The following is a 24,421-nucleotide window of genomic DNA, read 5'->3' on the forward strand; positions in this document are numbered from 1 at the left end:
AACTAAAAGAAATGTAAAATAAATCTAAACATTAGTTGTTTGTTGTTGGTTGTTTGTTGTTTGTTGGTTGTTCCTGCAACCACCAACCACCAACCACCAACCACCAACCACTAACCACCAACCACTAACCACCAACCACTAACCACCAACTAAACAGGTGGTATATTAACCTCCAGCCAATAGTCTACAAATGCTTGAACAGTCTTTTGAAGCTCTTGAGCATCCATAGGCTTGATCAGATAGCCATTTGCACCCTTTTGGTAACACAATTCAATATCCTTGGGGTTAGATGATGTGGTGAAAACAATGACGGGAATCTCCTTGAAACTCTTGTCTTGCTTTAACTGTTCTAGAATTTCACGACCATCAATACCTGGCAAATTCAGGTCGAGCAAAATTACAGAAGGTCGTGGCGCTACATCTATGTTTTTATAATTCCCTTCTTGATAAAGGTAGTCTAAAACTTCATCCCCATTAGTACAGCGATAGATAGGATTTTTGACAGCCATACGCCGCATTAGGCGTTGCAGTATCCTAAAATCCTCATTGCTGTCCTCAACAACCAGCAGTGGATCGTTAAGTTTTGTTGTCATCAGCGGTCTTCGGTCTTAAAAATTTTGCATTAAAATGAAATTTTTTTTAATATATCTTAACTTATTCCAGAGTTAAGTAAAACGTCGATCCTTCACCTACGGTAGACTCAACCCAAATTCGACCGCCGTGACGCTCAATAATCTTCTTGGCAATAGCTAGTCCCGCACCTGTTCCACCACCGTATTTTTCCTGAGAGTGAAGCCGCTTAAAGAGTTTGAAGATGGTTTGGTAGTGATGGGGTGGAATACCGATGCCGTTATCCTGTACGTAGAAAATAGGTGGGGATTGGGAACAAGAGGAGGGGGAGAGAGGAGGAGGGGAGCCACTGCGTTGCGGAGGTTCCCTCCGTTGTAGCATGTGGCGTGGAGAGGGGGGGAGATTACCCGTGTCCTCTTTGTCCAGATAGCCAATCTCAACCCATTGTTCTGCCTTGTCGTTGTATTTAAAGGCATTAGCGATCAAATTACTGAAGACTTCGCTAACAAGAACTGGGTCACACTGAATTGTTGGTAAAGGTCTGTTAATGCGAATATCGAGGTTAGCTTGCTGACGGCTAGCGTGAAAGACATTTATAACTTGATTGAGTAATTCGTTTAAATCTGTCGCTTGTAGGTGCAGTTCCGCTTGTCCTAGCTGCGATAGCCGCAACAGACCATTAATCAAAGTTTCCATCCGCACCGACAAAGACACTATCGTCTGCAAGAACTCTATGCCATCCTCATCTAGCACGGGTGCATAGTCTTCTAACAGAATTGTCGAGTAATTATAGATGCCCCGCAAAGGTTCTTTGAGGTCGTGGGAAGCAGCATAAGCAAATGAAGCGAGTTCGTGGTTGCTGCGTTCTAACTCCAGGTTAATCTTGGCTAACTCTTCTGCCTTTTTCAACACAATACCCACGATCGCATTTCTAAGACTGAGGGCGCTGTCAAGTTCGCACTGCTTCCAGGGTTCGGAAGTTAATTGCACGATTTCTTGCCACTGTGCAAAGGATTTTCTCGGACAAAGGGTGATACTGCCATCTGAGTGAACCTGAATCGATTCATCGGGATTACCTGCCCAGTTCACGGTGCGGATGACTTCAGGGCGAAACCACAGAATGTAATAGTGCCGCAGTTTAGAAATCCGTAGTAGCAGCAAACCACTAGCTGTATCTTTGCATGAGCGAGCCTCTGGATAAAGCTTTGGTAGAGAATCGGTATAAAATATATTGTCTTTTACTTGGGTATCTGCCCAGTCAATCAGCGATCGCACATTTTCAATATCTGGTGTTGCCCCAACTAGCGTAATTTCCCGATCCAAACACACTGCGGCTCCAGTTGCACCCACAACACCCAGCAAGCGGGGTTCAGGCTGAACTAATGCATCCCTGAAATTATCTGCTTGAGAAATGGATTCCACAACACCAGAACGCAGAGACTCCAATCTGGCTTTATAGTCCACTTCTTCCTGAATGACTTTATTTGCTAACTCAGATGACACGATCTGTCCCAACAATTCACAGCCAGCCCGGACTTCGTAAGGGACAAACTTGGGAGTTTGATGGTGACAAGAAATCAATCCCCACAGCTTTTGATCTTGGATGAGCGAAATGACCATAATAGCCGCCACACCCATGTTTTGATGAAATTCCACACAACAGGGATGAACGCTTCGCAGCACTGACAGACTTAAATCAACTGGAGTAACATCTGTTGTAGGCATCAACTCCACAGGCTGGGCATTTAAATCAGGTATAAATCGCAGCAAACCGCGCCGATATAACTCCCTCGCCTGCTCGGGAATGTCTGTCGCTGGATAGTGGAGTCCTAAATAAGGTGAGAACTCTTCTTGCTTGGCTTCAGCAATCACCATCCCTGCTCCCTGGTGGTCGAATTGGTAGACCATAACTCTGTCATAGCCTGTGATTCTTCGGACTTCTACTGCTGCTAATTGTAAAAATTCTATCAGGTTGGTTGTGCGTTTTAATTTTGCGATCGCCCCTTTCACCAAGGTATGCAGATTCAAGAAATTTACCTTGGCTTGTGAGTGAGTTGATTCTAGCTCCAGAATCACAGCATCTGTTGTCCGATGCACAAAACCGTCAAAGTATTGTTCACCTGCACTTGTGCAGATTGACAACTTCAGGTAATTAACAACCTCAGAGTCTTGTTGCAAGCACTGGGCGATCGCTTCTAGCTGTGATGCATCAAGCAAATAACTAAGCGGTTGACCAAGCAGTTCCTCTGGCAGTTTACCCAAATAATCTTGGCTATTGTTGCTAACTTTTAGTATCTCTAACTGAGTACTAAGCGCCAATAGTAAACCATGAGGCTGAATCAAGCCAGGATTAAGAATTAGTTCGTCGTGGCTAGTCGAGAGCAACTCCAAACAACGGGATTTACAACAGAACTTTACTTTAATTACACTTTGGGGTTTTGTTTGCATTACCCCAAATTGTGCTAACTCTTTATAATTTTAATATTTTTTAAAAAAATTGCATAGATGTAAATCTAAATTAAAGAGAAAAAACTCTTGATACGTCATCCTAAAGAGTGAAAATTTTCGAGGGTATTGGGGATTGGGCAAAAATAAGTCAAAAATTAAAAGCTAAAAGTAAAAAGAAAGAATTTTTTCTTTTACCTTTTTACTTTTTACTTTTTACTTTTCCAGTTTCTTTGCCCCTTGCCCCAGTCCCCAGTCCCCTGTTTATGCCTTTTGAGGGATGCAATTTTGTTAAGGAAATAAATTATTCTCTCTAAAGGGAGGTATAAGGTTAACGTAACAAAATTTCATGACATTATATATAGCCATAGCTTAGGTAAGCTCATGCGAAAACTCCTGTTGGAGTTGGAACTGATTCAGGAGACATTTGCCACCGAGTGGAAGGTAAACCTTACCAACGATTGATCAATAGGAAAACGGGCAAGCAATTTCTTCTCCTTTAACAATGGCAAGAATTAGTAGCATGCTGCACCAGCAAAAAAATAAAGCTCAACACCTTCTCATCAACAACTTCCCAATAAGGAGCGCTTGAGATGATCCAGCAACAAGCGAATTCTCTGGAGGGCGTATTTGCTGGCGGTGGACAGATGGGTGCTTTAATGCGTCGCTTTGACTGGGCAAACACTTACCTTAGTTCTGTAGAAAATTGGCCTCAAAGCTTGCGTACAGCCGTCAGTATTCTACTTAACTCCTGCTCTCCCAGCGTGATTTATTGGGGAACCGAGTTCATCAAATTCTACAACGATGCTTATATTCCTATCCTTGCAGAAAAGCATCCTCATGCGCTCGGACAAACAATTACCCAAGTCTGGCCAGAACTTTGGCTTGCCATCAGGTCTAAGCTTGAGAGAGTCATAGATACTGGTGAACCCGCTATCTCGGAAGACATGCAACTATTTATAAACCGCAGCGGATATCTGGAAGAAGTCTACATGACTTTTTCCTACAGTCCTATCCGTAATGAAAGCGGTAATGTGGGAGGTATATTTGTTAACTGTACCAATAGAACTCAAACTGTCATAGGTCAACGGCGTTTGAAAACCATACGGGACTTAGCAGCAAGAAGTAGTGATGCTGCAACAGTGAGGGATGCCTGCCGTTTAGTAATGGAAAGTTTGGCTAGCAATCCTACTGATATACCTTTCGCTCTATTGTATTTAATAGAGCCTGGAAACAAAGCACAATTGGTAGAACAAGTAGGCTGTATAACAGTAAATACAACTAAGATAAAAGTAATAGATTTATCAAGTGATATGATTTGGCATTTTGCCAAAGTAATCGAAACAGGACAGCCTGTGGTAATAGATAACCTACCCAATCGTTGCGATTGTTTGCGAACAGGAAGTTGGGCAGAGCCAACACAGACAGCTTTAGTGTTGCCCATAGCACAACCTGGTAAAAAGCAGCCAGTGGGAATTTTGGTAGTTGGGGTCAATAATAGACGTGCCTTAGATGAAGATTACCGGGCTTTTTTTGAATTGGTTGCCACAGAAATCAAAAATGCGATCGCCAATGCTCGTGTCTGTGAAGAAGAACGCAAACGCACCGAAACCTTGGCAGAACTGGACAGCGCCAATTTGAAACTAGCGCAACTTTGCCAAGAAACCACAGAGTACGAGCGACGGTTACGGGTGGTCAGTGAAGCGGCACGCGATCGGCTTCACACTATCCTAGAAAGCATTACCGACGGCTTTATAGCATTAGACAAAGACTGGCAGATTGTGTATGTTAATCAAAAAGTTGCCAGAAATAACGGGCAAACAGCCGCCGAGATCGTTGGCAAGAATTTCTGGGAGCAGTGGCCTTGGTCAGTGGGAACGCAAGTAGAACAAGAATATCACCGTGCCGTAACTGAGCAAGTTGCAGTCCATTTTGAAATTCTCTATGAACCCCTCAATGTCTGGTTAGAAATTCATGCTTATCCCTCTGAAGATGGACTGAACATTTTTTTCCGCGATATCACTCAGCGCAAACAGCTGGAACAAGACCTGCAAGCTTCGGAAACTAGGTTAAATGATATCCTCAACTCTGCTGGAGCCTCAATTGGTAGTTATCGCTTTTACCCCGATCGTCACCGAGAAATTGACTATCAATCTGCGGGTTATGAAACAGTCTTTGGCTATACACCCGCAGAACTCACCCCAGAAATCTGGGTGTCACGAATTCCTCCTGAAGATTTAGAGGCTGTCTGTTCACAGGCATTTGCAGCAATCTTCGCAGGGAAAACCGTTACAATTGAGTACCGCTTCTCTCACAAAGATGGTTCCCTGCGTTGGGTGGCAGAAACCATCACTTCTCGTTGGAATGAAGCAGAAGGTTATTGGATTGTAACTATCGTTGGATTTGACATCACGGCTCGCAAACAGGCAGAAGAGGCTCTGCGGCAGAGTGAAACTCATTTAGCAATGGCTCAAAGAGTTGCTCAAGTTGGTAGTTGGGAGTTTGATTTAAACAGCCAGAAAATTAGCTGGTCAGAGACTACGTTTCAGCATTGGGGATTTGATCCGACCCAAGGCGAACCGAGTTATGGTGAACTGCTTGAGAGGGTTACTCCAGAAGATCGAGAGATTCTGTCCCAAGCTGTTGAACTAGCGATCGCGCAGAAAGTTCCTTACACCTTTGATCTACGGATTGTGCGACCAGATGGTTCAATTCGATATTTGGATTCTCGCGGAGAACCTGTTGTCAATGAGCGGGGACAAGTCATGAAGCTAATTGGAACATCACTGGATGTAACCGATCGCAGACACACAGAGGAAGCACTTCGAGAAAGCGAACAGTTTTTACGCAGTATCTATGAAGGAATTGAAGCAGCAGTTTTTATCGTTGATGTGCTAGAGGATGGAGGATTTCGCTATGTCGGAATTAACCCTGCCCACGAACGGATATCTGGACTGGAATCTTCAGCATTAAGCGGCAAAACCCCGGAGCAAGTACTTATTCCGGAAATGGCACAGGCTGTAACTCAACGGTATCGTCAATGTATTGAAGCCGGAAAGCGCATTAGTTATGAAGAGTGCCTTGTACTCGAAGGCAAAAAAACCTGGTGGATCACAAACCTAACCCCATTACGAGACAGCAACTCACGCATCTATCGCCTGATTGGTACTTGCTTTAACATCAACGATCGCAAACAAGCAGAATTAGAATTGCAGCAGGCAAAAGAAGCAGCAGAAACAGCAAGCCGAATCAAAGATGAATTTTTGGCAGTTCTCTCTCATGAACTCCGTTCTCCCCTGAACCCAATTCTGGCCTGGGCACAGCTTTTGCGATCGCGAAAGTTCGATCAAGCAACAACAGATCGCGCCCTAGAAACAATTGAGCGCAACGCCAAGTTACAGACTCAACTCATCGAAGACTTACTGGATGTGTCTCGGATCATTCAAGGCAAGCTGAGTTTGCATTTTAAACCAGTGAATTTAGTTGCCGTGATTGAGAACGCGCTGGAGGAGATTCGTTTAGCAGCACAAGCCAAAGCCATCCAAATTCAAACTTTTTTAGATTCTGCTCCCAACCAAGTTGAGGGAGACTCAAACCGTTTGCAACAAGTGGTTTGGAATTTGCTCTCGAACGCAGTAAAATTCACTCCTGAAGGAGGACAGGTCACGGTCAAACTAGAGTACTGTGACTGTTATGCTCAAATTCAGGTAAGCGATACAGGCAAAGGTATCAGTCCCGAGTTTCTTCCTCATGTTTTTAAACGCTTTAGCCAAGAAAGTAGCTCTACAAGCAGGGAGTTTGGTGGACTAGGGCTAGGATTAGCCATTGTTCACTATTTGACAAAGCTACACAGAGGTTGCGTACAAGCAGAAAGTCAGGGAGAGCAACTAGGGGCAACATTTACAATCAGATTGCCGTTGATCGTGAGTAAATAACGTGTCCGTTTGAATACTTATACTGTCGCCTAGGTTGGTAATGGGTAATGGGTAAATACTAGCAGAAGTGCTGGTGTTGGAGAGGTTGCTAAAGAAATTGCGCCGCTATAACATACGAGCATTTGTAGATTTATGTTATTGTTAGTTCCAAGGATTATATTCGGTTGTGTGCAGTTTGTTTTTCTCTATTTACAAGCCTCTCTCCGAATCTAACTCTCTACACCATTTGATTCTGGAGATATTTTATGTCAATTTATGTCGGCAATCTGTCCTATGAGGTTGAGCAAGAAAACCTCAAACAAGTCTTTTCAGAATATGGAACTGTTAAGAGCGTTCAACTGCCTACAGACCGGGAAACTGGCCGTGTGCGAGGTTTTGCCTTTGTAGAAATGGGAACAGATGCCGAAGAAGCAGCGGCAATTGAGGCTCTTGATGGCGCTGAGTGGATGGGTCGTAACCTGAAGGTTAATAAGGCTAAGCCGCGTGAAGACAGAGGTTCATCCGGTGGTAGACGCGGAGGAAACAATGGTGGAGGATACTTTCGACGCTACTAAGGTTTGAGACAAGCAATTTAACTCTAAGGTCTCTCGGGCAGACAAGGAGTCTGCCCTTTTTTTTTCGCGCTCTGGTCTACTGGATGGCTTACAAACTACCCAGTACCAATTAAATAGGAGATAGAATGACCCAAATAGTTGTGGGCGAAAATGAAGGAATCGAGTCAGCCTTGCGTCGATTTAAGCGACAAGTTTCCAAGGCTGGGATTTTTCCAGATATAAAGAAACATCGTCATTTTGAAACGCCAGGGCAAAAACGCAAGCGCAAAGAAGTTGCCAAGCACAAGCAGCGTAAGAAACGTTTCCGCAATTGAGGACAAGTGTCAGTCAATGAAGCCACGCAATTATTTTCTTAATATCTGTAGCAACCGTGACTCCAGAAGCCAAACACACTGTTAGCGAACTAAGGCTTAAGTTCTACTCTCTCTTCGCTGCTGCTATGAATGTGCCGATGAGAGTAACTGGTGCATCCTATAGCAGTAATTCCCCGATCGTATTTTGGGTGGACGATCGGCAACGACTGAACTATATGAATGTTTACGCTTACACAGCACCTGATGAATTTATCCCATTACGCCCGTTCATTCTTCGTCTGGCTATTAACAAGAGTGCTTTTCGAGACATGATAGTAAAAAAGGGGCTAAAATATCGAGGTCTTAATCGAGCATGGAACTTCGAGTTAACTTTATTGCCAAGGGAAATCTTAGACTTTCTCCCTTGGATAGTTAGCTTAGTTGAGGCTTATGACAAAGGTTCACCCTCGTTGCTGGTGTCACCACCCCATCCATTTGAATTTCAAATGCCAGCAGTCGGGTTACTTAATCAAGCATGGACTGAGAAAGCTTGGGAACTTGCGAACTTAACAATGTTCTGTTAGGGGTAACACCTCTGATTTTCAGTTCTACCCCTATTAGTTCTAATGCTTCAAGCTGCTATAACACCTAATGCTAGAGAAGCTCTTAGGGAATTTCAAAACGGATTGCAGACTCATTTACCTCAGGTGAAAGAGTCTTCTCAGTAAACAATTGCTTATGCGTTCGCCTGTCTTTACTGCAAAGGGTCGAGCAGAAATGCATGACTTTCACGTTACGCATTTCTGCTCAATTATTTATTTTTTTTAACATTTTTCAATAGTTAGTTACAATTTAATTAGATAGCAATCTAATTACGATTGCAAGGAAGGCAACAGCATATGCAGATGCAAGGTATTTCACTGGCAGAAGCAGCAAGACGTTTGGGCGTGAGTCAAAGCGCTTTGTATGTAGCTGTGCAAAAAGGACAAATCCCTGCTTTTAGAAGAGGTAGGAGAACTGTAATTTCTCAAGCAGGATTAAGAGCATATCAAGTCAGGCAACGTCCTACCTCTGATTACAGACTCTAAGGGTATCAGGGCTAAATCGCGTATTAATGCAGTTCTCAATCTTTGTGCGATCGCTCTTCTCAGAGTAAAACTGAAACCTTTGGTTAGAGAGGCTTTTACCCATTGGGCTTAGTTTAAAGGTTTCTGTTAGTTTGCGTAGATGCCCGTAGGGCGTTCGCGCAGGACTTGCCGCTATTAATCGGCTATTCCCTGACAGAACAAAGCAATTATTAAGTAGGCGCTCTGAGTATTAGTCTCTCACTACTGAGCGCTTTTTATTACCTGGGGTAAAACTAGATGCCTTCAGCTATGATTGGCGCTGCGTAATCTGCTAACTCACCGATATAATCACTCCCACACTTTCATTGGCCAACCTACCTACTGCACATACGGCATAGGTTCCCGGTTCAACGGTGGCAAAGGTGGTGTTAGCAGGCAAAACTCGCTGGAGTGTCCAAGTATCGCCACTTTGCCTATAAAGTGTCCAAGAACGAATTTGGCTGTTATCGCCCGGTTTCCAAGTCAGTTTGCGGCTGTTAACTTGCAGGGCAGTGGGAGGTGCTGGTGGTGCTACATTCTGCCAAGACAAAGTGGGAACTAACGCTGGTCTGTTATAAAGTAATGATTGGAACTTATCAGTGATGCCCTGACGATTTTCCATCAGCACGCTCAGATTAAAGAAAATATTCCCCAATGATAATTGCTCAAACTGGCTGCGACTAATTTTAATCTGCTTTTCAATTTCGTCATTATCCCGACTCTTACCGCTTGGTTCTTCGAGATTGTTACCTGCGTAAATGTGTCGCTTCTTGGAGTTCACCTCCGTCCACCACTTCAGCAAAGCAGAATAACTTTGTTGTGTTTGATCTGTGCGCCAGTAAAGTTGGGGGGCTACGTAATCAATCCAGCCTTGTTCTAGCCACTTCTTGGAGTCGGCATACAGCACGCTGTAGGCGTCTAAGCCGGTAATGCCAGGGGGTTGTCCAGGGCGGTAAATGCCAAAGGGACTAATGCCAAACTTAACGTAGGGCTTGGTTGCCTTAATTCCCTGCGAGAGGCGCAGTACCATTTTATTGACATTATCCCGTCGCCAATCACCGACGCTGAGTGTACCGCCAGCCGCCTTGTAAGCAGAGTAAGTTTTGTTGTCGGGGAAGGATTGACCTTCGATGGGATAGGGATAAAAATAGTCATCTAGATGAATGGCATCGACATCATAGCGCCTCACCACATCTATAATCACGTTGTAAGCCCGATCCTGAACGATTTTCGCCCCTGGATCCATCCATAGTTGAGTGCCCCATTCGTAAACGACTTCAGGATTAGTCACCGCAATGTGGGGACGGACATTTTTTCTTTGCTTGGAAGTGCTAGCGCGGTAAGGGTTGAACCAAGCATGAAGTTCGATATTGCGTTTGTGGCATTCAGCGATCGCAAATTCCAATGGGTCATAGAATGGGTTTGGCGCTTGACCTTGAGTTCCCGTTAGCCAAACACTCCACGGTTCCAATTGGGAAGCATACATTGCATCTCCCTCTGGTCGTACCTGCAAAACCAGGGCGTTGAAATTCAGGGCTTGTAATTTTTCAATAATCTTGATTAACTCGGCTTTTTGTTGCGCTACTGAAAGTCCTGCCTTAGGCCAATCACCATTCCACACGCAGGCTACCCAAGCCCCCCGAAATTCCCGGCGATGACTGACGTTGATAGCTGGGGGTGTGTTTCCTGGTTCTGGAGGAACAACAATGTAGTTTGAGGGAATTTTTTCAGCTTTCCCCTGATATACCAACGCTTGATAAACTATCACTGCAACATCAGCCCGAGTTGCTGCTACTTTAGGGTTAAGTAATTTCACGTTGGGATAGCTAGCAACTATACCAGCACGAGTAGCAATAGCTACTGCTTTTCTGGCATATCCAGGAATATTCGCTGCATCTTGGTAAATGAGGGGAAGTGCTGTCAGCAGATCCGGTTCGATATCGGCGGCAAGGTCTAAGCCACTGACCAAAGCAACCAAAACATCGCTCCTAGCGATGCGATCGTTAGGACGGAAACTGCGATCGGGATACCCAGACAGAAATCCTGTTTCGTAAGCTTTTTTTATTGCATTTGCTGCCCAGTGACTCTCTGGAACATCAGTAAATGGGACATACTCTCGCTTGGAAGGTTGCGTAAATACTTTGGCAATAATGGCAGCAAACTCAGCACGAGTCACTGAATTGTCCGGGCGAAACGTACCATCACGATATCCACTCACAAAGCCACGCTGAGCAAAGACTTCGATAAAAGCACGCGCCCAATGATTTTTAATATCCGAAAACTGAGTAGAAGTTGATACCATATACAATTCCAGCTAGTTTGCTTTGATTTTAATCAGTTTTGTAATTTTTAAAACATCTTTCTCCTATGCAAACAATCCTCACATAAAAGTAAACAAATAGGTCTACAAATTGCTATCTGTGCATTTCGCAATATTTTCAAGGGGACTGGGGCAAGGGGAAAAGGGGAAAGGTGAAAGGTTAATAAATTCCTTTACCCTTTACCCTTTAACCTTTACCCAATCCCCAATCCCGCGACCTGATAAAACTAATTTTTTGCTCAAAGAAGAAATTTGTAATCAGCTTGTCTTCTACTTCTTGACCCCTTTGCTAGCCTTGTCAGATATAGTCTACATAGAGGAAAGTCTATCTCGCCAGTGCAAAAACGTAATCTCATCTATCTATTATTTACGTTGACCCTACTTGGCATCCTTGGCTTCTCTTATGTTTCACAGCGATCGCCTGTAATAAGTTGTCAGCAATGGGGATTTCACAGCCCACAAAGTAGTAAATATTACACACACCCCGTAAAAATAGTAGTTGAGCCTTGGCGCGGTCGGCATCATGTGTATGCAATCTTCATGATTCCCAGAGGATATGTCAATGACCATTTTTTTTACGTGACAATAGAGGGAATTGACACGATCTGCGGAGTCATGACAACTGGCAGTCAAAACTCTGTTGAAGGTATGAATGCCAAGCCAGAATATTATCTAATTAAAGGATGGTTGCAAACTCGGATGGCTTTGTGGTTAATGCTTCAAGGCAAGCACACAGAGTTAAAGCAGCCACTTAATTGGGTATTGGGTTACACAAAAAAGAATGAAGGGTAAAGGGGAAAGGGTAATGGGGAAAGTTTTAAATCAACATTCCAGCAATATACAACTTTGTCTCTCTACCGACCTGTTTACGGTTCACCAGTTGTCACCACTCTAAAAGCTGTCGTTACGTCACAACAAGCTGTCGTTAGATCACAACAAACTGTCGTTAGGAATACAGAAGCTAGTGAACTACCAAGATACAGAGACACTAAGAAAAATACATCATCGTTGTACCAAGCCACTAAATCTTTAAACCAATACCGTTTTTAGCAAACTCTTCAATAGTTTTCTGCGATAACTCATGGGTGGCGATCGCCTGCAACATTGCCAAAGGTAAAGTTAAATGATGCGCCCCTGCTTGTAGCGATGCGGCTGCTTCTTGAGGTGATTTGATGCTAGCGGCTAAAATCTCAGTCTCACTGCCAGCCAGTATACTAGCCATATCCCGTACTAAGGCAATGCCATCACCCAACAAGCGAGTCGCACGATTTACATAAGCGATCGCAATTTTAGCACCTGCCTCTTTTGCTACTGCTGCCTGAGATGCGCTGTAAATCGCTGTTACTGAGCAAGTAATCTGAGATGATAAACAGGCTACCACTTCAAAGCCTACTGGTGTTGCTGGTATCTTTAATATTGTCTGTTCACCGATAATCTCGAAAGCTTTTTTTCCTTCCTGAACCATCCCATCAAAATCAGAGGCTGTTAGCTGATAATATAATGGCCCATTTGTCAAGGCAGCTAATTTTTTCAGTGTCATCTCTGGTGGGGCACTACTTTGAGCTAACAAGGTGGGATTTGTGGTGATGCCTTTCACCCAACCCATTCGCTTGGCAATTTCTGCTTCTGATGCGATCGCTGAGTCTAAATATAATGCCATGACTCTCCCCTCATCAAATCAATAGTTTCTGGTTAGTGTCTTAGTGTTTTAAAAAAATTTTTTCACCACCAAGACACCAAGACACAAAGATAGCAATTAAATTGCTAATGCTCGTTTTTGTAATTGCAACTCAAAGCGATCGCGTGACTTAGGTTCTATCACCTGCACTGAAAGATTGTTCTTTGCTAGTAACGAACGAAATTCATCAATGCTTCCTTTTGTTTGCAGAAATTTTGTCAGGAAACCTTCAAAAATTACATCGCCTCCGCCTGCTGTTGGTAGCATAACTTGGGGTTGCAACCACTGGGCTAGTTCTAGAGCATTTTTATTACCCCTGAGAATCGGTCCAACTAAAGGCAAAGCCAAGTCAACAAGTGGAGTAATAACAACATCTACAGGGGCAACTTCTTTAAGTGATGGGGAATGATATCCGTGCGGTTCATAATAGAGAGTAAAGCCACTTTCTAACTCTTTGAGGAGATAACCATTTTCTACCAAAGTCGGGCCAATTTGAGAGCCGGGAGTTGCCTTGATTTCTATACTTGCATTCAACGTAAAAGTTTCACCATGAGCAAGTGATATTATCTGGGTGTAACCTAACTGCTGCACTACCTTGGCAGCATTGGGAGAAGCTACTACTGGAATGTTGCGGTCAAGTTGTTTGAGTGTTGGTGGATGAGCATGATCTTCTAATCCCTGAGACAGCAAAATTAGGTCAATGTTTTCTGGAATTGGATGTTCTTGAGGTCGAGAACCTTTAAAAAACCAATCCAAATTGCCGAAAGTTAGCGAACCAACTAACCAAGGGTCAAGTAGTATCCGTTTGCTTCCGATTTCAAAAAGCCAACTATTGCTGTCTAAGTATGTTAAGTGCATAATCTTTGTGAGGATAACGCCTGCCTTTATTCATTTTATACTTATCATTTAATAACCTTCTATTAACCTAATACTCATATAATTTGGTCGAGGACTTTAAAATTAAAATTATCATAGACAAATCTGCGTTCAATTGTGTTCGATTTCTTACAGTTTGAGAGACAACACTTGTATTCAATTTATCTGGTAATTCTAACTATATGCATTTTCAATTCAGAAGGCATCTATGCTGAGGGCATCGGGCAGCTATGTTCCCACGTTTAAAAACGTGGGACTTAGGCTGTGGACGCCGTTTTTCCTGGCGCTACGCGTCTCGAAAAACATCTTTTTTTTTAAATGGGCTTTAAACCCATAACTAAAGTTTTTTTAGAGGGCAGGAGACAGAATGCCTTCTGCCTTCTGCCTCCTGCCCTCTGCCTTTCTTTGTAAACCAATTTTCTATAAAACAAAAAAATACTTGCCTTGTTACTTTATTTGGAGCGCGATTTATAATACTATTCAAAAAGGCATTTAAGTTATATTTCAGCTATAGTCCAAAATTCAACTCTCGGTCATCAGTAACAGTTATCAAGCATCTATTGGCAAACTAAAAGACTTGCAAAATTTACTTTTGCAAATTTGTGGGTAAAAGATTGATGTGCAAAGGAAAAAGTTAACTCCGGAAGGCTCTTTGTGTCTACGGTTTGGGAAAAAGTTAGAGGGAAAAGGCTTCTCAATTTCTTGACCTCTGCCTCTAATTTTCAATGCCAGTTACTACAAGGGGGAAACTCTCACAACGCACGTGATGCTGCGTGAGGTCTGATTTTACCTTGACCTTTTCCCTACTTCAGCAAAAGTCTAATCAATAGCAAGTGGAAAGATTGAATGACATCAACTATGAATGCGCTGACAATTTCTGATGAGCTACAGTTGATCGTAGAGTCAACCTTGCAAGATTTACGGTTGTGGGAAGTAAAGATTGATCTAAATTATCTAGGCAGTGATTTGGAAAAACTCTTTAAAGATGAACCTCTACTGCCAGGAATTATCATAACTCATCATCAGCACTATGTTGGGATGGTTTCGCGACGGAGATTTTTTGAACATATGAGCCGTCCCTTTAGTTTAGAGCTATTTTTAAATCACCCGATCGAAAGGTTCCTTAATATCTTCAAAATTGAAAAAGAATCTGTGCTTTATAATACGACTTCTGTGATAGAAGCAACTCAAATAGCTTTGCAGCGATCACCCGAACAGTTATATGAGCCTATCATAGTCCAAAGTTCGTTTGGAAGGCATCAATTACTTGATTTTCATCAATTACTCTTATCTTACTCCCAAATTCAAGTCCTCACACTTACTCATCTACAACAGGCAAGGCAGCAAACAAAAATATCAGAACCAGACTTTTATCAACTCCAAGAACACCAGATAAGATTATTACATAATGAAAAAATTGCCACCTTAAAACAAGTGATTTGTGGCATTGCTAATGAAATCAATCATCCTACCAACGTTTTGGCTGGAAATTTGCTTCGTGCTAGTCGCTATATCCAGAATTTACTCGAACTAATTAGCCTTTATCAACAACACTACCCAGAACCAGCGGTAGAAATTAAAACGGCAATCGATAAAGTTGAAATAGATAATTTAACTATCAACTTATCCAAGCTGCTAGATTCAATGAAGGCGGGCACTAATCGTATTAAGCAGTTTGTCTATTCCTTGCAAAATTTCTACACGAATGAATCTGAAAAAAAAGCAATTGATATCCATGAAAGCCTTGAAAGTGCTTTACTAATTTTACAAAATCGTCTTAAGTTCAATAGTCATTGCAAAAACATTACCATTATTAAAGAATATAGTAATTTGCCTTTGGTAGAGTGCTACCCAGGAGAACTCAACCTGGTTTTCATCAATATTCTCAGTAATGCGATCGATGCCTTAGAAGAGGGACTAGAGATCGGAGACTGGGAACTAGGAAAAGATTCTTCTCAATACCCAGTTCCGACGATTCGCATTCGTACAAAACTGGCTAACTCACATAGAGTGGTAATTCACATTGCTAATAATGGCATTGGTATGACAGAGGCAGTCAAACAAAGAATTTTTGACCCATTTTTTACAACCAAACCTGTTGGTAAAGGAACTGGACTGGGACTGTCTATAAGCTACCAAATTATTGTTGAAAAACATGGAGGAACTCTGGAAGTAAATTCAGCAATCAGACAAGGTTCAGAATTTGCGATCGCCATCCCTATCAAGCAAGATTACTGAATCAAATTGGTCAAATTATTAATAGAGTCAAAGCGAAAGGGCTTTTTGTTATGTTAGACTTCTGGCGTTGGTTCTGTCTGTTGACAGTAACTCCACTCATAACAGTCTATGATTCGTAGTTTTAGAAAATACCATCGCCAGATTGCGATCGCGCTATGTCTACCCTTGTTTTTGACGGTACTAACAGGCATAGGCTACACCATTGTTGATGAATGGTTGCACCAAGGCGAATTAGGCGCCTTCATCCTCAGTCTTCACACCCTGTCAATCTTCCGTTTACAAGCAATTTATCCCCTGTTGAATGGCTTGGGGTTACTAGGATTGTTGATTACTGGTTTGAGTATGACAGGTTTATTTCGCAAACGCCCGGGTGGGTGAACCGGAGGTGGGGTGATGGGGTGAGTGGGGGAGTGGGCATTGGGCATTGGGCATTGGGCATAGTTAACAACCACTAACCACTAACCACTAACTACTAACCACTAACCACTAACGTACAGACGCAATGTTCCTCGCGTCTCTACCTACTAACTCTTGACAAATGACAAATGACTATTGACTATGGCTTCCGGCATCTACGCGATCGCACACATCGGTCATTTAAAACTTTACGTTGGCGAAGTCAACAGACTTAGCAAAGTATGGCCGCCTATGCTTGCCCAACTTAACAGTGGTACATATCCCCATCCACAGTTGCAACAGGTATGGAATTCTGAAGGAAACAAGCGTCACTTCACATTTCACACCAAGACAGAAATTATCGGTGACAAGGATATTTTAGGTATCGAAAAACTTTTGGCAGAAACTGCTAAGTAAGTAGTTGTTTGTTGATTGTTGGACGAGTCAAGCGTCTTTGCTACTATCCAAAATAAACACCAGAATTTCAAGAATTACTTATGGTGTGGAATCCAGGACAGTCGTTGTTTGGCGATCGCTATTTTATCGAAACAAAGCTTGGTGAGGGTGGAATTGGCATTACTTACCTCGCCAAAAACAAACGCGATCAACCACGAGTAATTAAAACTTATAGAGAAGAAATTTTTAACGACCCTGTTTGTTTACCACACCGCAATAAATTACGTCAAGACTTCTGTGAAGAAGCATTACGCCTTGCTTTGTGTCGTCATCTCCATATTGTGCAAGTGGAAAATGTCTTTAACGAAGGCGAATTTCCTTGTATGGCGATGGAATACATCTCTACTAAGCTACTATATTAGTAGGAATTAGTAGGAATTTTATTGCTACTATATAGTAGGAATATGAATGTCGAAAAACTATCCATTTCCTTGCCACCGTCCTTAGTGGAGTTTATTGAAAATTACAAGCTTAGTAAGGGATGCAAATCTCGTTCGCAAGTAATCGAAGAAGCATTAGAATTGCTGCGAAATCGAGAACTAGAGGAAGCTTACCGCCAAGCATCTGCTGAAGTTGACAGCGATTGGGATGTAACGGTTGCAGATGGATTGACAGATGAAACGTGGTGATATTTATTACGCAGACCTTAGTCCCGCAATAGGTTCTGAAATGGATAAACGTCGTCCAGTGCTAATAGTTAGTAATGATGCTAATAATCGTGCCGCTACTACGGTGACAATTTTACCACTAACTTCTAATGTTAACCGTGTTTATCCCTTCGAGGTTTTGCTCAACCCAGATGATAGCGGTTTACCCAAGGCATCAAAAATACAAGCGCAGCAGGTAAGAACAATCTCCAAACAACGAATTACTGGCGAAGTTGTAGGTAGTTTAAGTGAAGAGTTGATGGTATTAGTTGATGTTGCCTTGAAACTGCATTTGGGCTTGGGTTGAGTTATTAGGATAAATTGCAATACGCTTCGGATAAGCCTTCAGTCTTTAGCCTGAGGCTAGAATAACCAAGCCTGTTCCCCAGGCTTGGTTTGTGTAGGTGCACCTTTTAGGGTGACGGCTTTTGGTCAATCATGCGATCGCTATTTGATCGCAAACCCATCACCAAGCGATAATGCGCTTCAATTTGGGCAACGGTTTGAGACTGGCGTTGAGTATGCCACTGACTGTGGTTAAATAACTCTTGCCGCAAGTTACTAACATCGATAGTTGTGACTTTCCCGTCAGCAACAATTTGCTTACCATTCACCCACACGCTATCAACAACATTACTAGGACGCCCTAAAACTAACAAACCAATCGGATCTGTACGTGGTAGCAATGATAAGTTGGTAAGGTCATACATTACCAAATCAGCTTTTTTACCGATACTCAGTGAACCGAGTTTGTCTGCCATATTCAGACCCTTTACACCACCCAAGGATGCCATTTCTACTGCTTGCCTGGGTGTAATCCAGTGTCGATAATCTAAATCGGTAACGTTGTGTAATATAGAACCAATTTTGATCGCTTCCAGTAAGTCTTGGGAATCATTGCTAGATGCACCATCACACCCAAAAGTCACGTTTACCCCTGCTTGACGATATTTTAAAATCGGGGCAATACCACTACCCAAACGCAAGTTACTCAAAGGGTTATGGACAACTGTAGATTGAGTTTCGGTGAGGATGGCGATGTCAGCGTCAGTCAAATGGACGCAATGAGCTAGAGTTGTGCGATAGTCTAAATAACCAATGCGTTTGAGATGTGCAACGGCAGTATATCCGTATTTTTCTTGAGCAAGTTTTTCTTGGGCTTTAGTTTCCAGTAAATGAGAGTGGCGGCAAAGATTATATTTTTCGCTTAATTGACTACACCCCTCAAATAAAGCATCAGAACACAGTTGAATACCCGTAGGGGCAACTAAAATGCTTATACCCTCCTCGGGACGATGAAACTGTTTTACCGCCTCTTCAATAAGTTCCAATGTTGCACCAGTTGAGCGAAAATAAGGCTCGTGGGTTTGTTGAGTTTCTCCGGATGGGATGCCAGCGGTGATCGATTCATCTTGAATCAAGGGTGCAACAAAGGCACGAATACCAACTTCTTTGTAAGCGCGAATCGCTGTGGCAATAGTTTCTAATTCTTTGTCAGGAATTAACACTAAATGATCTACAACACTTGTGCCGCCAGAAAGTAGAGTTTCTACTGCTGTTCCCAAAGCACTGAGGTAAACTTTCTCTGGATCTAAAGGCGCAAAATCATATAGTTCTGCCAGCCATAATTCCAACGGCAACATTGACATTATCCCCCGTTGCCACATTTCCGACGAGTGAGTGTGGGCGTTAACGAATCCTGGCAATAGTAACTTATTTTGACCGTTAATAGGGGTTCCCACAACATCAAGATTTGGGGCGATCGCGGTAATGTTTCCCTCTACAACTTGGACGTCAACGGTGGTGTAACCATTCTCGACAGGAATTAAAACATTCTGGATTGTAAAATTTATCATTTTAACCTTGATTAAGTAATGACACGCAAAGCAGAATTTCAAGTTAAAAAGTAAAAGATGGTGTTGGGTGTTGCAATTTTATGAATCTGCCTCTTTGGAAATTAGGAGTTGCACCAAATGCTTGGGCGGTAAATCAGGCGATCGCAGACATCACTCGTCCTCCCCTTGAACCACAACCCGTTATCTTATCAACAGAAACCAAAAGCTTGCGCCTTGACTTAGCAAAAGCTGCCATCCTCGTCATCGATATGCAAAACGATTTCTGTCACCCTGATGGTTGGTTAGCGCATATCGGTGTAGATGTTACCCCAGCGCGTCAGCCAATCAAACCTTTACAAATCTTATTGCCAGCACTGCGCTCTGCGAATGTTCCCGTAGTATGGGTAAATTGGGGAAACCGCCCCGACTTACTCAATATTAGTGCAAGTGTACATCACGTCTACAACCCCACGGGTGAAGGTGTCGGCTTGGGCGATCCACTGCCTAGCAATGGTGCTAAGGTACTAATGGCGGGTAGTTGGGCAGCAGCAGTGGTAGACGAACTAGAACAACTACCAGAAGACGTTCGCGTCGATAAATACCGCATGAGTGGCTTTTGGGATACTCCCTTAGATACTATCCTGCGGAACTTGGGCAGAACAACACTGTTTTTTGCAGGTGTCAATGCTGACCAATGTGTAATGGCCACTCTACAAGATGCTAACTTTTTAGGATACGACTGCATACTAGTGAAAGACTGTACTGCAACCACTTCTCCTGAGTATTGTTGGCTGGCGACACTATACAACGTCAAGCAGTGTTTTGGTTTCGTCACAGATTCAGAAGCAATTTTAAAAGTAATTAATGGTTAGTGGTTAGTAGATAGTGGTTAGTGGTTAACACCTACTACTAACTACTAACCAATGTAGAGACGTGCCATGGCACGTCTCTACAACCACTAACTACTAACTACTAACTACTAACTACCAATAACAAATGACTAAGGACTAAGGACATATGACAAATTGTTGTGTAATTCCTGTCATCAAGTCTCCCAAAGATTACCAAGCCTATCGCATTAGTCCCCATGATACAAATCGCTTGGCGATAGTGTTCGATCCGGCAATTGCCAATACTTCTCTGACTTGTTGCGTAGAAATTTTTGATGTTGGTGGCAAAACGCCTCCCAACCGCCATCAGTTAGCAGTAGAAATGTTTTTTGTTCTCAAAGGGGAAGGCAGGGCAACTTGTGATGGTAAGACTGTGCCGATTAAAGCAGGAGATAGTTTATTAGTACCGCCCACTGGTACTCATGTGATTGAAAATACGGGTTCAGGACGTTTGTATACGTTAACTGTTATGGTTCCTAATGAAGACTTTGCCGAGTTAATTCGTAGCGGCACGCCTGTAGAATTAGATACAGAAGATATGACTGTACTTGGTAGATTGGATGCTTTCGTGTCAAATTGAAGTTTTCAACCACAAATAAACGCAGATAGACATAGATGTACTTTTAGGGCGTTGCATAATTGCGGGATGATTTTGGAATTCGCATGACTCAATAATCACCGTATCCCCGCGTCAGCCTCATTCATCCCATTATTCAGCAACGCCACTTTTAGTGTTCTGTGGGTATTTGCGTGTAGTATTCCGACTACTTTTACCAAAACAGCGTCTGTTTGTGCAACACAACCACCTTCAATACCTTTTGGTTAAGGGGGAAAGGGAAAAGGGAAAGGGATGGATATTTACCCTTTCCCCTTACCCTTTAACATGCATCCCAGCTATAACTCCAGATCAAAGGTGCTAATCCGAAAAGTATTGCAACCACCTTGCGTTCTCACGTTGCTTAATCGACGGAAAATTTACAGCTGAAAAAATTGTCATTTTTTCATGTTCAAAATTCATTTAAAAATGACAAAAAAATATATCTGATACACTTCAGGTGTTTGCTACTAAATATCGCCATATCCTTTGCTTGCAACTATTTACGGCGCTAGTCTCACAATTAACCCCGGTAGCACCGGGGTTAATTTTTACCCAATTTCTAGGAGGAGATTCCCTGTTCCCAATTGGTCACTGGGTCACTATAGTAACGAGAGGAAACGTTCGGCTCAACCCCAGTTTTACTGGGGTCTTACTTTTGAGACCATTAATCCTAGCGTCAATCTGTAACAGCGTCAATCTGTCCTTTTGACTAGGGAATTATGCTTAATAGCTGTTTTTGGCTCGGAGTTTACTTTTTATACAATATTGCCTGTTGAAAACAGTCTTTACTAGTGAAAATCCTGATTTTGAGATTTAACTTAAGGTTTTCAGTAGCAAAGCGATCGCCCATCAAACAAAGCAAATACACGAAGCTTGGTGCTTGAGTAATGGTGACTTAGCCCTAAACTTTAACATTTGCTTACATGCAAGCATCGGATACAAAAGCGGGTGTTGCTGAATAATGGGATGAATGAGGCTGATGCACCAGACGCCGTGATTATTGAGTTATGCAAACTCCAAAATTATCTCGCAATCATGCAACGTTCAAAAGCGATAAACTGAATCTCCGGCTTTCTAACTCAAGTTTCTTGGTTTCCAAGTACCGATTTTTATTTTACCTTCCTGCCCGGCAATATAGGACTCATATTTGATTTTTGAAATATACGTAGGGGAGGCAAAAAGGGGTGTGGATTTTCCTCCCCCTTTATTGCCGTTGCGTTATGCCTCTGGCTAACGCACCATCCAAAGGCTTTGGTGCGTTACGCGATCGCGTAACACACCCTACAGATACTTAGATTTTTTCATAAATCAAATCGGATTCCTATAGCTACATAAAGTGATAGTCACCTTTTTTCAAGCTACGACCACAAACTTTGCATTTACGATAAATCTATCCAAATCATCTGTGGTCGAATTAATCATCTTTCCTTCATACCCATGCTAAAACTCTTCCCTAAACAAACCGCATCGATGTATACCCGCGATGGCATACGCTTGGATGCAGATATTTACCGCCCTGATGCTGATGGGGAATTTCCCGTATTATTAATGCGTCAACCCTATGGCAGGGCGATCGCTTCTACTGTTGTCTATGCTCATCCAAGTTGGTATGCTGCTCACGGCTATATTGTGGTAATTCAAGATGTACGCGGACGCGGTACATCAGCAGGTGAATTCAAGCTGTTTGCCCACGAAATTGCTGATGGTGAAGATGCGGTAAACTGGGCAGCAAATTTACCTGGCAGTAATGGTGCAGTCGGGATGTATGGTTTCTCTTATCAAGGAATGACTCAACTATACGCCGCTGCTGCTAAACCATCTGCATTAAAAACAATTTGTCCGGCAATGATTGGCTATGATTTATATGCAGATTGGGCTTATGAAGGTGGCGCATTCTGCTTGCAAAACAATCTTGCTTGGGCAATTCAATTAGCAACAGAAACTGCCCGTTTGCGAGGAAATAAACAAGCTTACCAGGCCTTATTAGCTGCTTCTCGAAATTTACCTTTGGACGATGCGGTTCCGACGCACCCAGAAATCCTCAACAATCTTGCCCCTGATTCGTTTTATCACGAGTGGCTAGAACATTCGCAACCTGATGCCTATTGGCAACAACTTTCGCCCAAAACCCACATGAAAGATGTTGATTTGCCCATGTTCCATATCGGGGGATGGTTTGATAGTTATTTGCGTGGCACTCTGAATTTATATAAAGATATGGCAATGCGGAGTCAGTACCGTCAACAACTTTTAGTCGGGCCTTGGACGCATTTACCTTGGAGTCGCAAAGTTGGTGAAGTAGACTTCGGCGTCAATGCTATCAGTCCTGTTGATCGGATGCAAATATGCTGGTTTGACCAATTTCTCAAAGGCATTAATACAGGTTTGCTTGAACAGATGCCTGTTTGGATGTTTGAGATCGGAAGTAATACTTGGCAAGGATTTTCTTGCTTTCCAGAATATGAACATAAATCTTGCTTTTTGTCAACACAAGGAATTACCAGTATCCGGAAGGAGGAAGGTATTATCACGACAATTTGCCCGGAAATTGGCGTAGATGATGTGTTAGTTCATGACCCCTGGCGGCCAGTTCCCTCTTTGGGTGGTCATGCGGCTATTCCTGCGGGTGTGTTTGAGCGATCGCATATTGATTGCCGTGCTGATGTGTTGACTTACACTAGTAAACCACTTGATTCAGACCTGCATTTAGCAGGTGATGTGGTAGTGGCAATTGTTTGTAGTGCCGACAAATCCAGCTTTGATTTATGTGTAGTACTGTCAGAAGTGTATCCTGATGGAAGAGTATATAATTTGACGCAAGGCTACCTTCGCTGTCAAGATGGCATGAATCGCGTCACTAGAAAAATTCAATTGCAGGCGACTTGTGCGCGAATTACCAGAGGTAATGCCTTGCGATTGAGTTTGAGTGCTGCGTGTTTCCCAGCCTATGCAATCAATCCAGGTAATAATTCACCCTTTGGTATGGACGCAGAAATTATCACATTAATAGTGGGTTGTGGGGGTACTTCTTTTTCCCAAGTGTTATTACCTGTAGTTGCAGTGTCTTAAGACAATAGGAACTCAGGCTTCTACGCAGGAGTGCGCCTTTAGAGGTTGCTGATTTGATATAGCGGTTTGCAATTGAGTGAAGTACAGGCCATCGTAGGGGCAATTCATGAATTGCCCCGAAGCGTGTACCTCATTCAAACGAAAAGCACTATAGTTTATTCCTTTTGGCTTACATCTGGAGTTTACAAGCAAAACTCTTGACAGAGATAACTATAATTTGCCTTTTGCTATATCTATAACTGAGGTTTTCTTAGAGGATGAGCGTAACGCAGTGGCGCGTAGACGCGCAACAACTTCTCGTAGAGTAGAATCTTGATTTGTCGTCTAGTTTGATTGGGCATCTTGATACTCCTTTCAAAAACGCAAGTTCTGGAGTTCTCCAGCTTTGAGCTTTTGGAATTGTAAGAGTGTATCGGGAAGGTTAGGAAACAGATAAAGCCCGGTGGTTCGGGCGCCTCGCTTTTGCTTGACACTTTATCTAGGTTAACAAGCTCTTTTAGCTTTGTCAAGGGGTT

The 24,421-nt window shown here is 42.8% G+C and carries 21 protein-coding genes and 1 pseudogene; 16 read left to right on the plus strand and 6 right to left on the minus strand.

The window, feature by feature from the left end; all coding sequences use genetic code 11:
* Nucleotides 1-149: 149 nt before the first annotated feature.
* Nucleotides 150-593, minus strand: coding sequence for a response regulator (locus FIS9605_RS0117250; protein ID WP_026733718.1), 444 nt, complete (start codon nt 591-593; stop codon nt 150-152).
* 61 nt (nt 594-654) lie between these two features.
* The gene (locus FIS9605_RS0117255; RefSeq protein ID WP_026733719.1) at nt 655-2,961 is read right to left on the minus strand and encodes an ATP-binding protein; all 2,307 of its coding nucleotides are present in this window, start codon (nt 2,959-2,961) and stop codon (nt 655-657) included.
* 164 nt (nt 2,962-3,125) lie between these two features.
* On the opposite strand from FIS9605_RS0117255, the gene FIS9605_RS46635 reads away from it, so the two are divergent.
* The 6 genes from FIS9605_RS46635 to FIS9605_RS0117285 all read left to right on the plus strand — a co-directional run bounded on the left by FIS9605_RS46635 (nt 3,126) and on the right by FIS9605_RS0117285 (nt 8,885).
* On the plus strand, nt 3,126-3,332 hold the full coding sequence (locus FIS9605_RS46635) for a hypothetical protein (RefSeq protein ID WP_026733720.1): 207 nt from the start codon (nt 3,126-3,128) through the stop codon (nt 3,330-3,332).
* A gap of 276 nt (nt 3,333-3,608) precedes the next feature.
* On the plus strand, nt 3,609-6,950 hold the full coding sequence (locus tag FIS9605_RS44105; protein ID WP_051470047.1) for a PAS domain S-box protein: 3,342 nt from the start codon (nt 3,609-3,611) through the stop codon (nt 6,948-6,950).
* Nucleotides 6,951-7,195: 245 nt separating this feature from the next.
* A complete protein-coding gene (locus FIS9605_RS0117270; RefSeq protein ID WP_026733721.1) occupies nt 7,196-7,504 on the plus strand; it encodes an RNA recognition motif domain-containing protein in 309 nt (102 codons plus the stop codon).
* Nucleotides 7,505-7,629: 125 nt separating this feature from the next.
* The gene (gene rpsU, locus FIS9605_RS0117275; protein WP_026733722.1) at nt 7,630-7,818 is read left to right on the plus strand and encodes a 30S ribosomal protein S21; all 189 of its coding nucleotides are present in this window, start codon (nt 7,630-7,632) and stop codon (nt 7,816-7,818) included.
* 56 nt (nt 7,819-7,874) lie between these two features.
* The gene (locus tag FIS9605_RS0117280) at nt 7,875-8,381 is read left to right on the plus strand and encodes a hypothetical protein (protein ID WP_035139918.1); all 507 of its coding nucleotides are present in this window, start codon (nt 7,875-7,877) and stop codon (nt 8,379-8,381) included.
* A gap of 315 nt (nt 8,382-8,696) precedes the next feature.
* Nucleotides 8,697-8,885 carry a helix-turn-helix domain-containing protein gene (locus FIS9605_RS0117285; RefSeq protein ID WP_026733724.1) on the plus strand — a complete coding sequence of 63 codons (189 nt, stop codon included), beginning with the start codon at nt 8,697-8,699 and terminating at the stop codon, nt 8,883-8,885.
* 310 nt (nt 8,886-9,195) lie between these two features.
* Here the strand turns inward: FIS9605_RS0117285 and FIS9605_RS0117290 are convergent, their stop codons facing one another.
* Entirely contained in the window at nt 9,196-11,205 is a 2,010-nt protein-coding gene (locus tag FIS9605_RS0117290; RefSeq protein WP_026733725.1) for a glycoside hydrolase family 10 protein, read from the minus strand.
* Between the two features lie 354 nt (nt 11,206-11,559).
* Between FIS9605_RS0117290 and FIS9605_RS0117295 the strand changes: the two genes are divergently transcribed.
* Nucleotides 11,560-12,015 (plus strand): hypothetical protein, encoded by a 456-nt coding sequence (locus tag FIS9605_RS0117295; protein ID WP_026733726.1) that lies wholly within the window; start codon nt 11,560-11,562, stop codon nt 12,013-12,015.
* Between the two features lie 229 nt (nt 12,016-12,244).
* Here FIS9605_RS0117295 and FIS9605_RS0117300 read toward each other — a convergent pair whose 3' ends face one another.
* Both FIS9605_RS0117300 and FIS9605_RS0117305 read right to left on the minus strand, forming a co-directional pair.
* Nucleotides 12,245-12,883, minus strand: coding sequence for a transaldolase family protein (locus FIS9605_RS0117300; RefSeq protein WP_026733727.1), 639 nt, complete (start codon nt 12,881-12,883; stop codon nt 12,245-12,247).
* A gap of 96 nt (nt 12,884-12,979) precedes the next feature.
* Nucleotides 12,980-13,759 carry an MBL fold metallo-hydrolase gene (locus FIS9605_RS0117305; RefSeq protein WP_026733728.1) on the minus strand — a complete coding sequence of 260 codons (780 nt, stop codon included), beginning with the start codon at nt 13,757-13,759 and terminating at the stop codon, nt 12,980-12,982.
* 864 nt (nt 13,760-14,623) lie between these two features.
* On the opposite strand from FIS9605_RS0117305, the gene FIS9605_RS0117310 reads away from it, so the two are divergent.
* The 6 genes and pseudogenes from FIS9605_RS0117310 (at nt 14,624) to FIS9605_RS0117335 (ending at nt 17,821) form a co-directional block, all read left to right on the plus strand.
* Nucleotides 14,624-16,015, plus strand: coding sequence for a sensor histidine kinase (locus FIS9605_RS0117310; RefSeq protein ID WP_231510390.1), 1,392 nt, complete (start codon nt 14,624-14,626; stop codon nt 16,013-16,015).
* A gap of 108 nt (nt 16,016-16,123) precedes the next feature.
* Nucleotides 16,124-16,393: a hypothetical protein gene (locus FIS9605_RS0117315; protein ID WP_026733730.1), complete on the plus strand. Its 270-nt coding sequence runs from the start codon at nt 16,124-16,126 to the stop codon at nt 16,391-16,393.
* Between the two features lie 180 nt (nt 16,394-16,573).
* Nucleotides 16,574-16,828 (plus strand): hypothetical protein, encoded by a 255-nt coding sequence (locus tag FIS9605_RS0117320; RefSeq protein WP_026733731.1) that lies wholly within the window; start codon nt 16,574-16,576, stop codon nt 16,826-16,828.
* Between the two features lie 80 nt (nt 16,829-16,908).
* Nucleotides 16,909-17,208: pseudogene (locus FIS9605_RS37310) on the plus strand (hypothetical protein); the annotation flags it as partial.
* A gap of 63 nt (nt 17,209-17,271) precedes the next feature.
* On the plus strand, nt 17,272-17,496 hold the full coding sequence (locus FIS9605_RS0117330) for a ribbon-helix-helix domain-containing protein (protein ID WP_026733732.1): 225 nt from the start codon (nt 17,272-17,274) through the stop codon (nt 17,494-17,496).
* On the plus strand, nt 17,483-17,821 hold the full coding sequence (locus tag FIS9605_RS0117335) for a type II toxin-antitoxin system PemK/MazF family toxin (protein ID WP_026733733.1): 339 nt from the start codon (nt 17,483-17,485) through the stop codon (nt 17,819-17,821). Before FIS9605_RS0117330 ends, FIS9605_RS0117335 begins: the two co-directional genes overlap by 14 nt.
* 106 nt (nt 17,822-17,927) lie before the next feature.
* Here FIS9605_RS0117335 and FIS9605_RS37315 read toward each other — a convergent pair whose 3' ends face one another.
* Nucleotides 17,928-19,367 carry an amidohydrolase gene (locus FIS9605_RS37315; protein ID WP_051470110.1) on the minus strand — a complete coding sequence of 480 codons (1,440 nt, stop codon included), beginning with the start codon at nt 19,365-19,367 and terminating at the stop codon, nt 17,928-17,930.
* Between the two features lie 83 nt (nt 19,368-19,450).
* Between FIS9605_RS37315 and FIS9605_RS0117345 the strand changes: the two genes are divergently transcribed.
* The 3 genes from FIS9605_RS0117345 to FIS9605_RS0117355 all read left to right on the plus strand — a co-directional run bounded on the left by FIS9605_RS0117345 (nt 19,451) and on the right by FIS9605_RS0117355 (nt 23,906).
* A complete protein-coding gene (locus FIS9605_RS0117345; protein ID WP_026733734.1) occupies nt 19,451-20,221 on the plus strand; it encodes a cysteine hydrolase family protein in 771 nt (256 codons plus the stop codon).
* A gap of 145 nt (nt 20,222-20,366) precedes the next feature.
* Nucleotides 20,367-20,819 carry a cupin domain-containing protein gene (locus FIS9605_RS0117350; protein ID WP_026733735.1) on the plus strand — a complete coding sequence of 151 codons (453 nt, stop codon included), beginning with the start codon at nt 20,367-20,369 and terminating at the stop codon, nt 20,817-20,819.
* Nucleotides 20,820-22,307: 1,488 nt separating this feature from the next.
* Nucleotides 22,308-23,906, plus strand: coding sequence for a CocE/NonD family hydrolase (locus FIS9605_RS0117355; RefSeq protein WP_026733736.1), 1,599 nt, complete (start codon nt 22,308-22,310; stop codon nt 23,904-23,906).
* Nucleotides 23,907-24,421 lie beyond the last annotated feature (515 nt).

This window comes from Fischerella sp. PCC 9605 (assembly GCF_000517105.1).
Classification (GTDB): Bacteria; Cyanobacteriota; Cyanobacteriia; order Cyanobacteriales; family Nostocaceae; genus PCC9605.

Bases quoted from the DNA above. Each gene is read 5' to 3' on its own strand.
- FIS9605_RS0117250 (WP_026733718.1), bottom strand. From the start codon at position 593: ATGACAACAAAACTTAACGATCCACTGCTGGTTGTTGAGGACAGCAAT.
- FIS9605_RS44105 (WP_051470047.1), top strand. From the start codon at position 3,609: ATGATCCAGCAACAAGCGAATTCTCTGGAGGGCGTATTTGCTGGCGGT.
- FIS9605_RS0117270 (WP_026733721.1), top strand. From the start codon at position 7,196: ATGTCAATTTATGTCGGCAATCTGTCCTATGAGGTTGAGCAAGAAAAC.
- rpsU (WP_026733722.1), top strand. From the start codon at position 7,630: ATGACCCAAATAGTTGTGGGCGAAAATGAAGGAATCGAGTCAGCCTTG.
- FIS9605_RS0117285 (WP_026733724.1), top strand. From the start codon at position 8,697: ATGCAGATGCAAGGTATTTCACTGGCAGAAGCAGCAAGACGTTTGGGC.
- FIS9605_RS0117290 (WP_026733725.1), bottom strand. From the start codon at position 11,205: ATGGTATCAACTTCTACTCAGTTTTCGGATATTAAAAATCATTGGGCG.
- FIS9605_RS0117300 (WP_026733727.1), bottom strand. From the start codon at position 12,883: ATGGCATTATATTTAGACTCAGCGATCGCATCAGAAGCAGAAATTGCC.
- FIS9605_RS0117305 (WP_026733728.1), bottom strand. From the start codon at position 13,759: ATGCACTTAACATACTTAGACAGCAATAGTTGGCTTTTTGAAATCGGA.
- FIS9605_RS0117310 (WP_231510390.1), top strand. From the start codon at position 14,624: ATGACATCAACTATGAATGCGCTGACAATTTCTGATGAGCTACAGTTG.
- FIS9605_RS0117315 (WP_026733730.1), top strand. From the start codon at position 16,124: ATGATTCGTAGTTTTAGAAAATACCATCGCCAGATTGCGATCGCGCTA.
- FIS9605_RS0117320 (WP_026733731.1), top strand. From the start codon at position 16,574: ATGGCTTCCGGCATCTACGCGATCGCACACATCGGTCATTTAAAACTT.
- FIS9605_RS0117330 (WP_026733732.1), top strand. From the start codon at position 17,272: ATGAATGTCGAAAAACTATCCATTTCCTTGCCACCGTCCTTAGTGGAG.
- FIS9605_RS0117335 (WP_026733733.1), top strand. From the start codon at position 17,483: ATGAAACGTGGTGATATTTATTACGCAGACCTTAGTCCCGCAATAGGT.
- FIS9605_RS0117345 (WP_026733734.1), top strand. From the start codon at position 19,451: ATGAATCTGCCTCTTTGGAAATTAGGAGTTGCACCAAATGCTTGGGCG.
- FIS9605_RS0117350 (WP_026733735.1), top strand. From the start codon at position 20,367: ATGACAAATTGTTGTGTAATTCCTGTCATCAAGTCTCCCAAAGATTAC.
- FIS9605_RS0117355 (WP_026733736.1), top strand. From the start codon at position 22,308: ATGTATACCCGCGATGGCATACGCTTGGATGCAGATATTTACCGCCCT.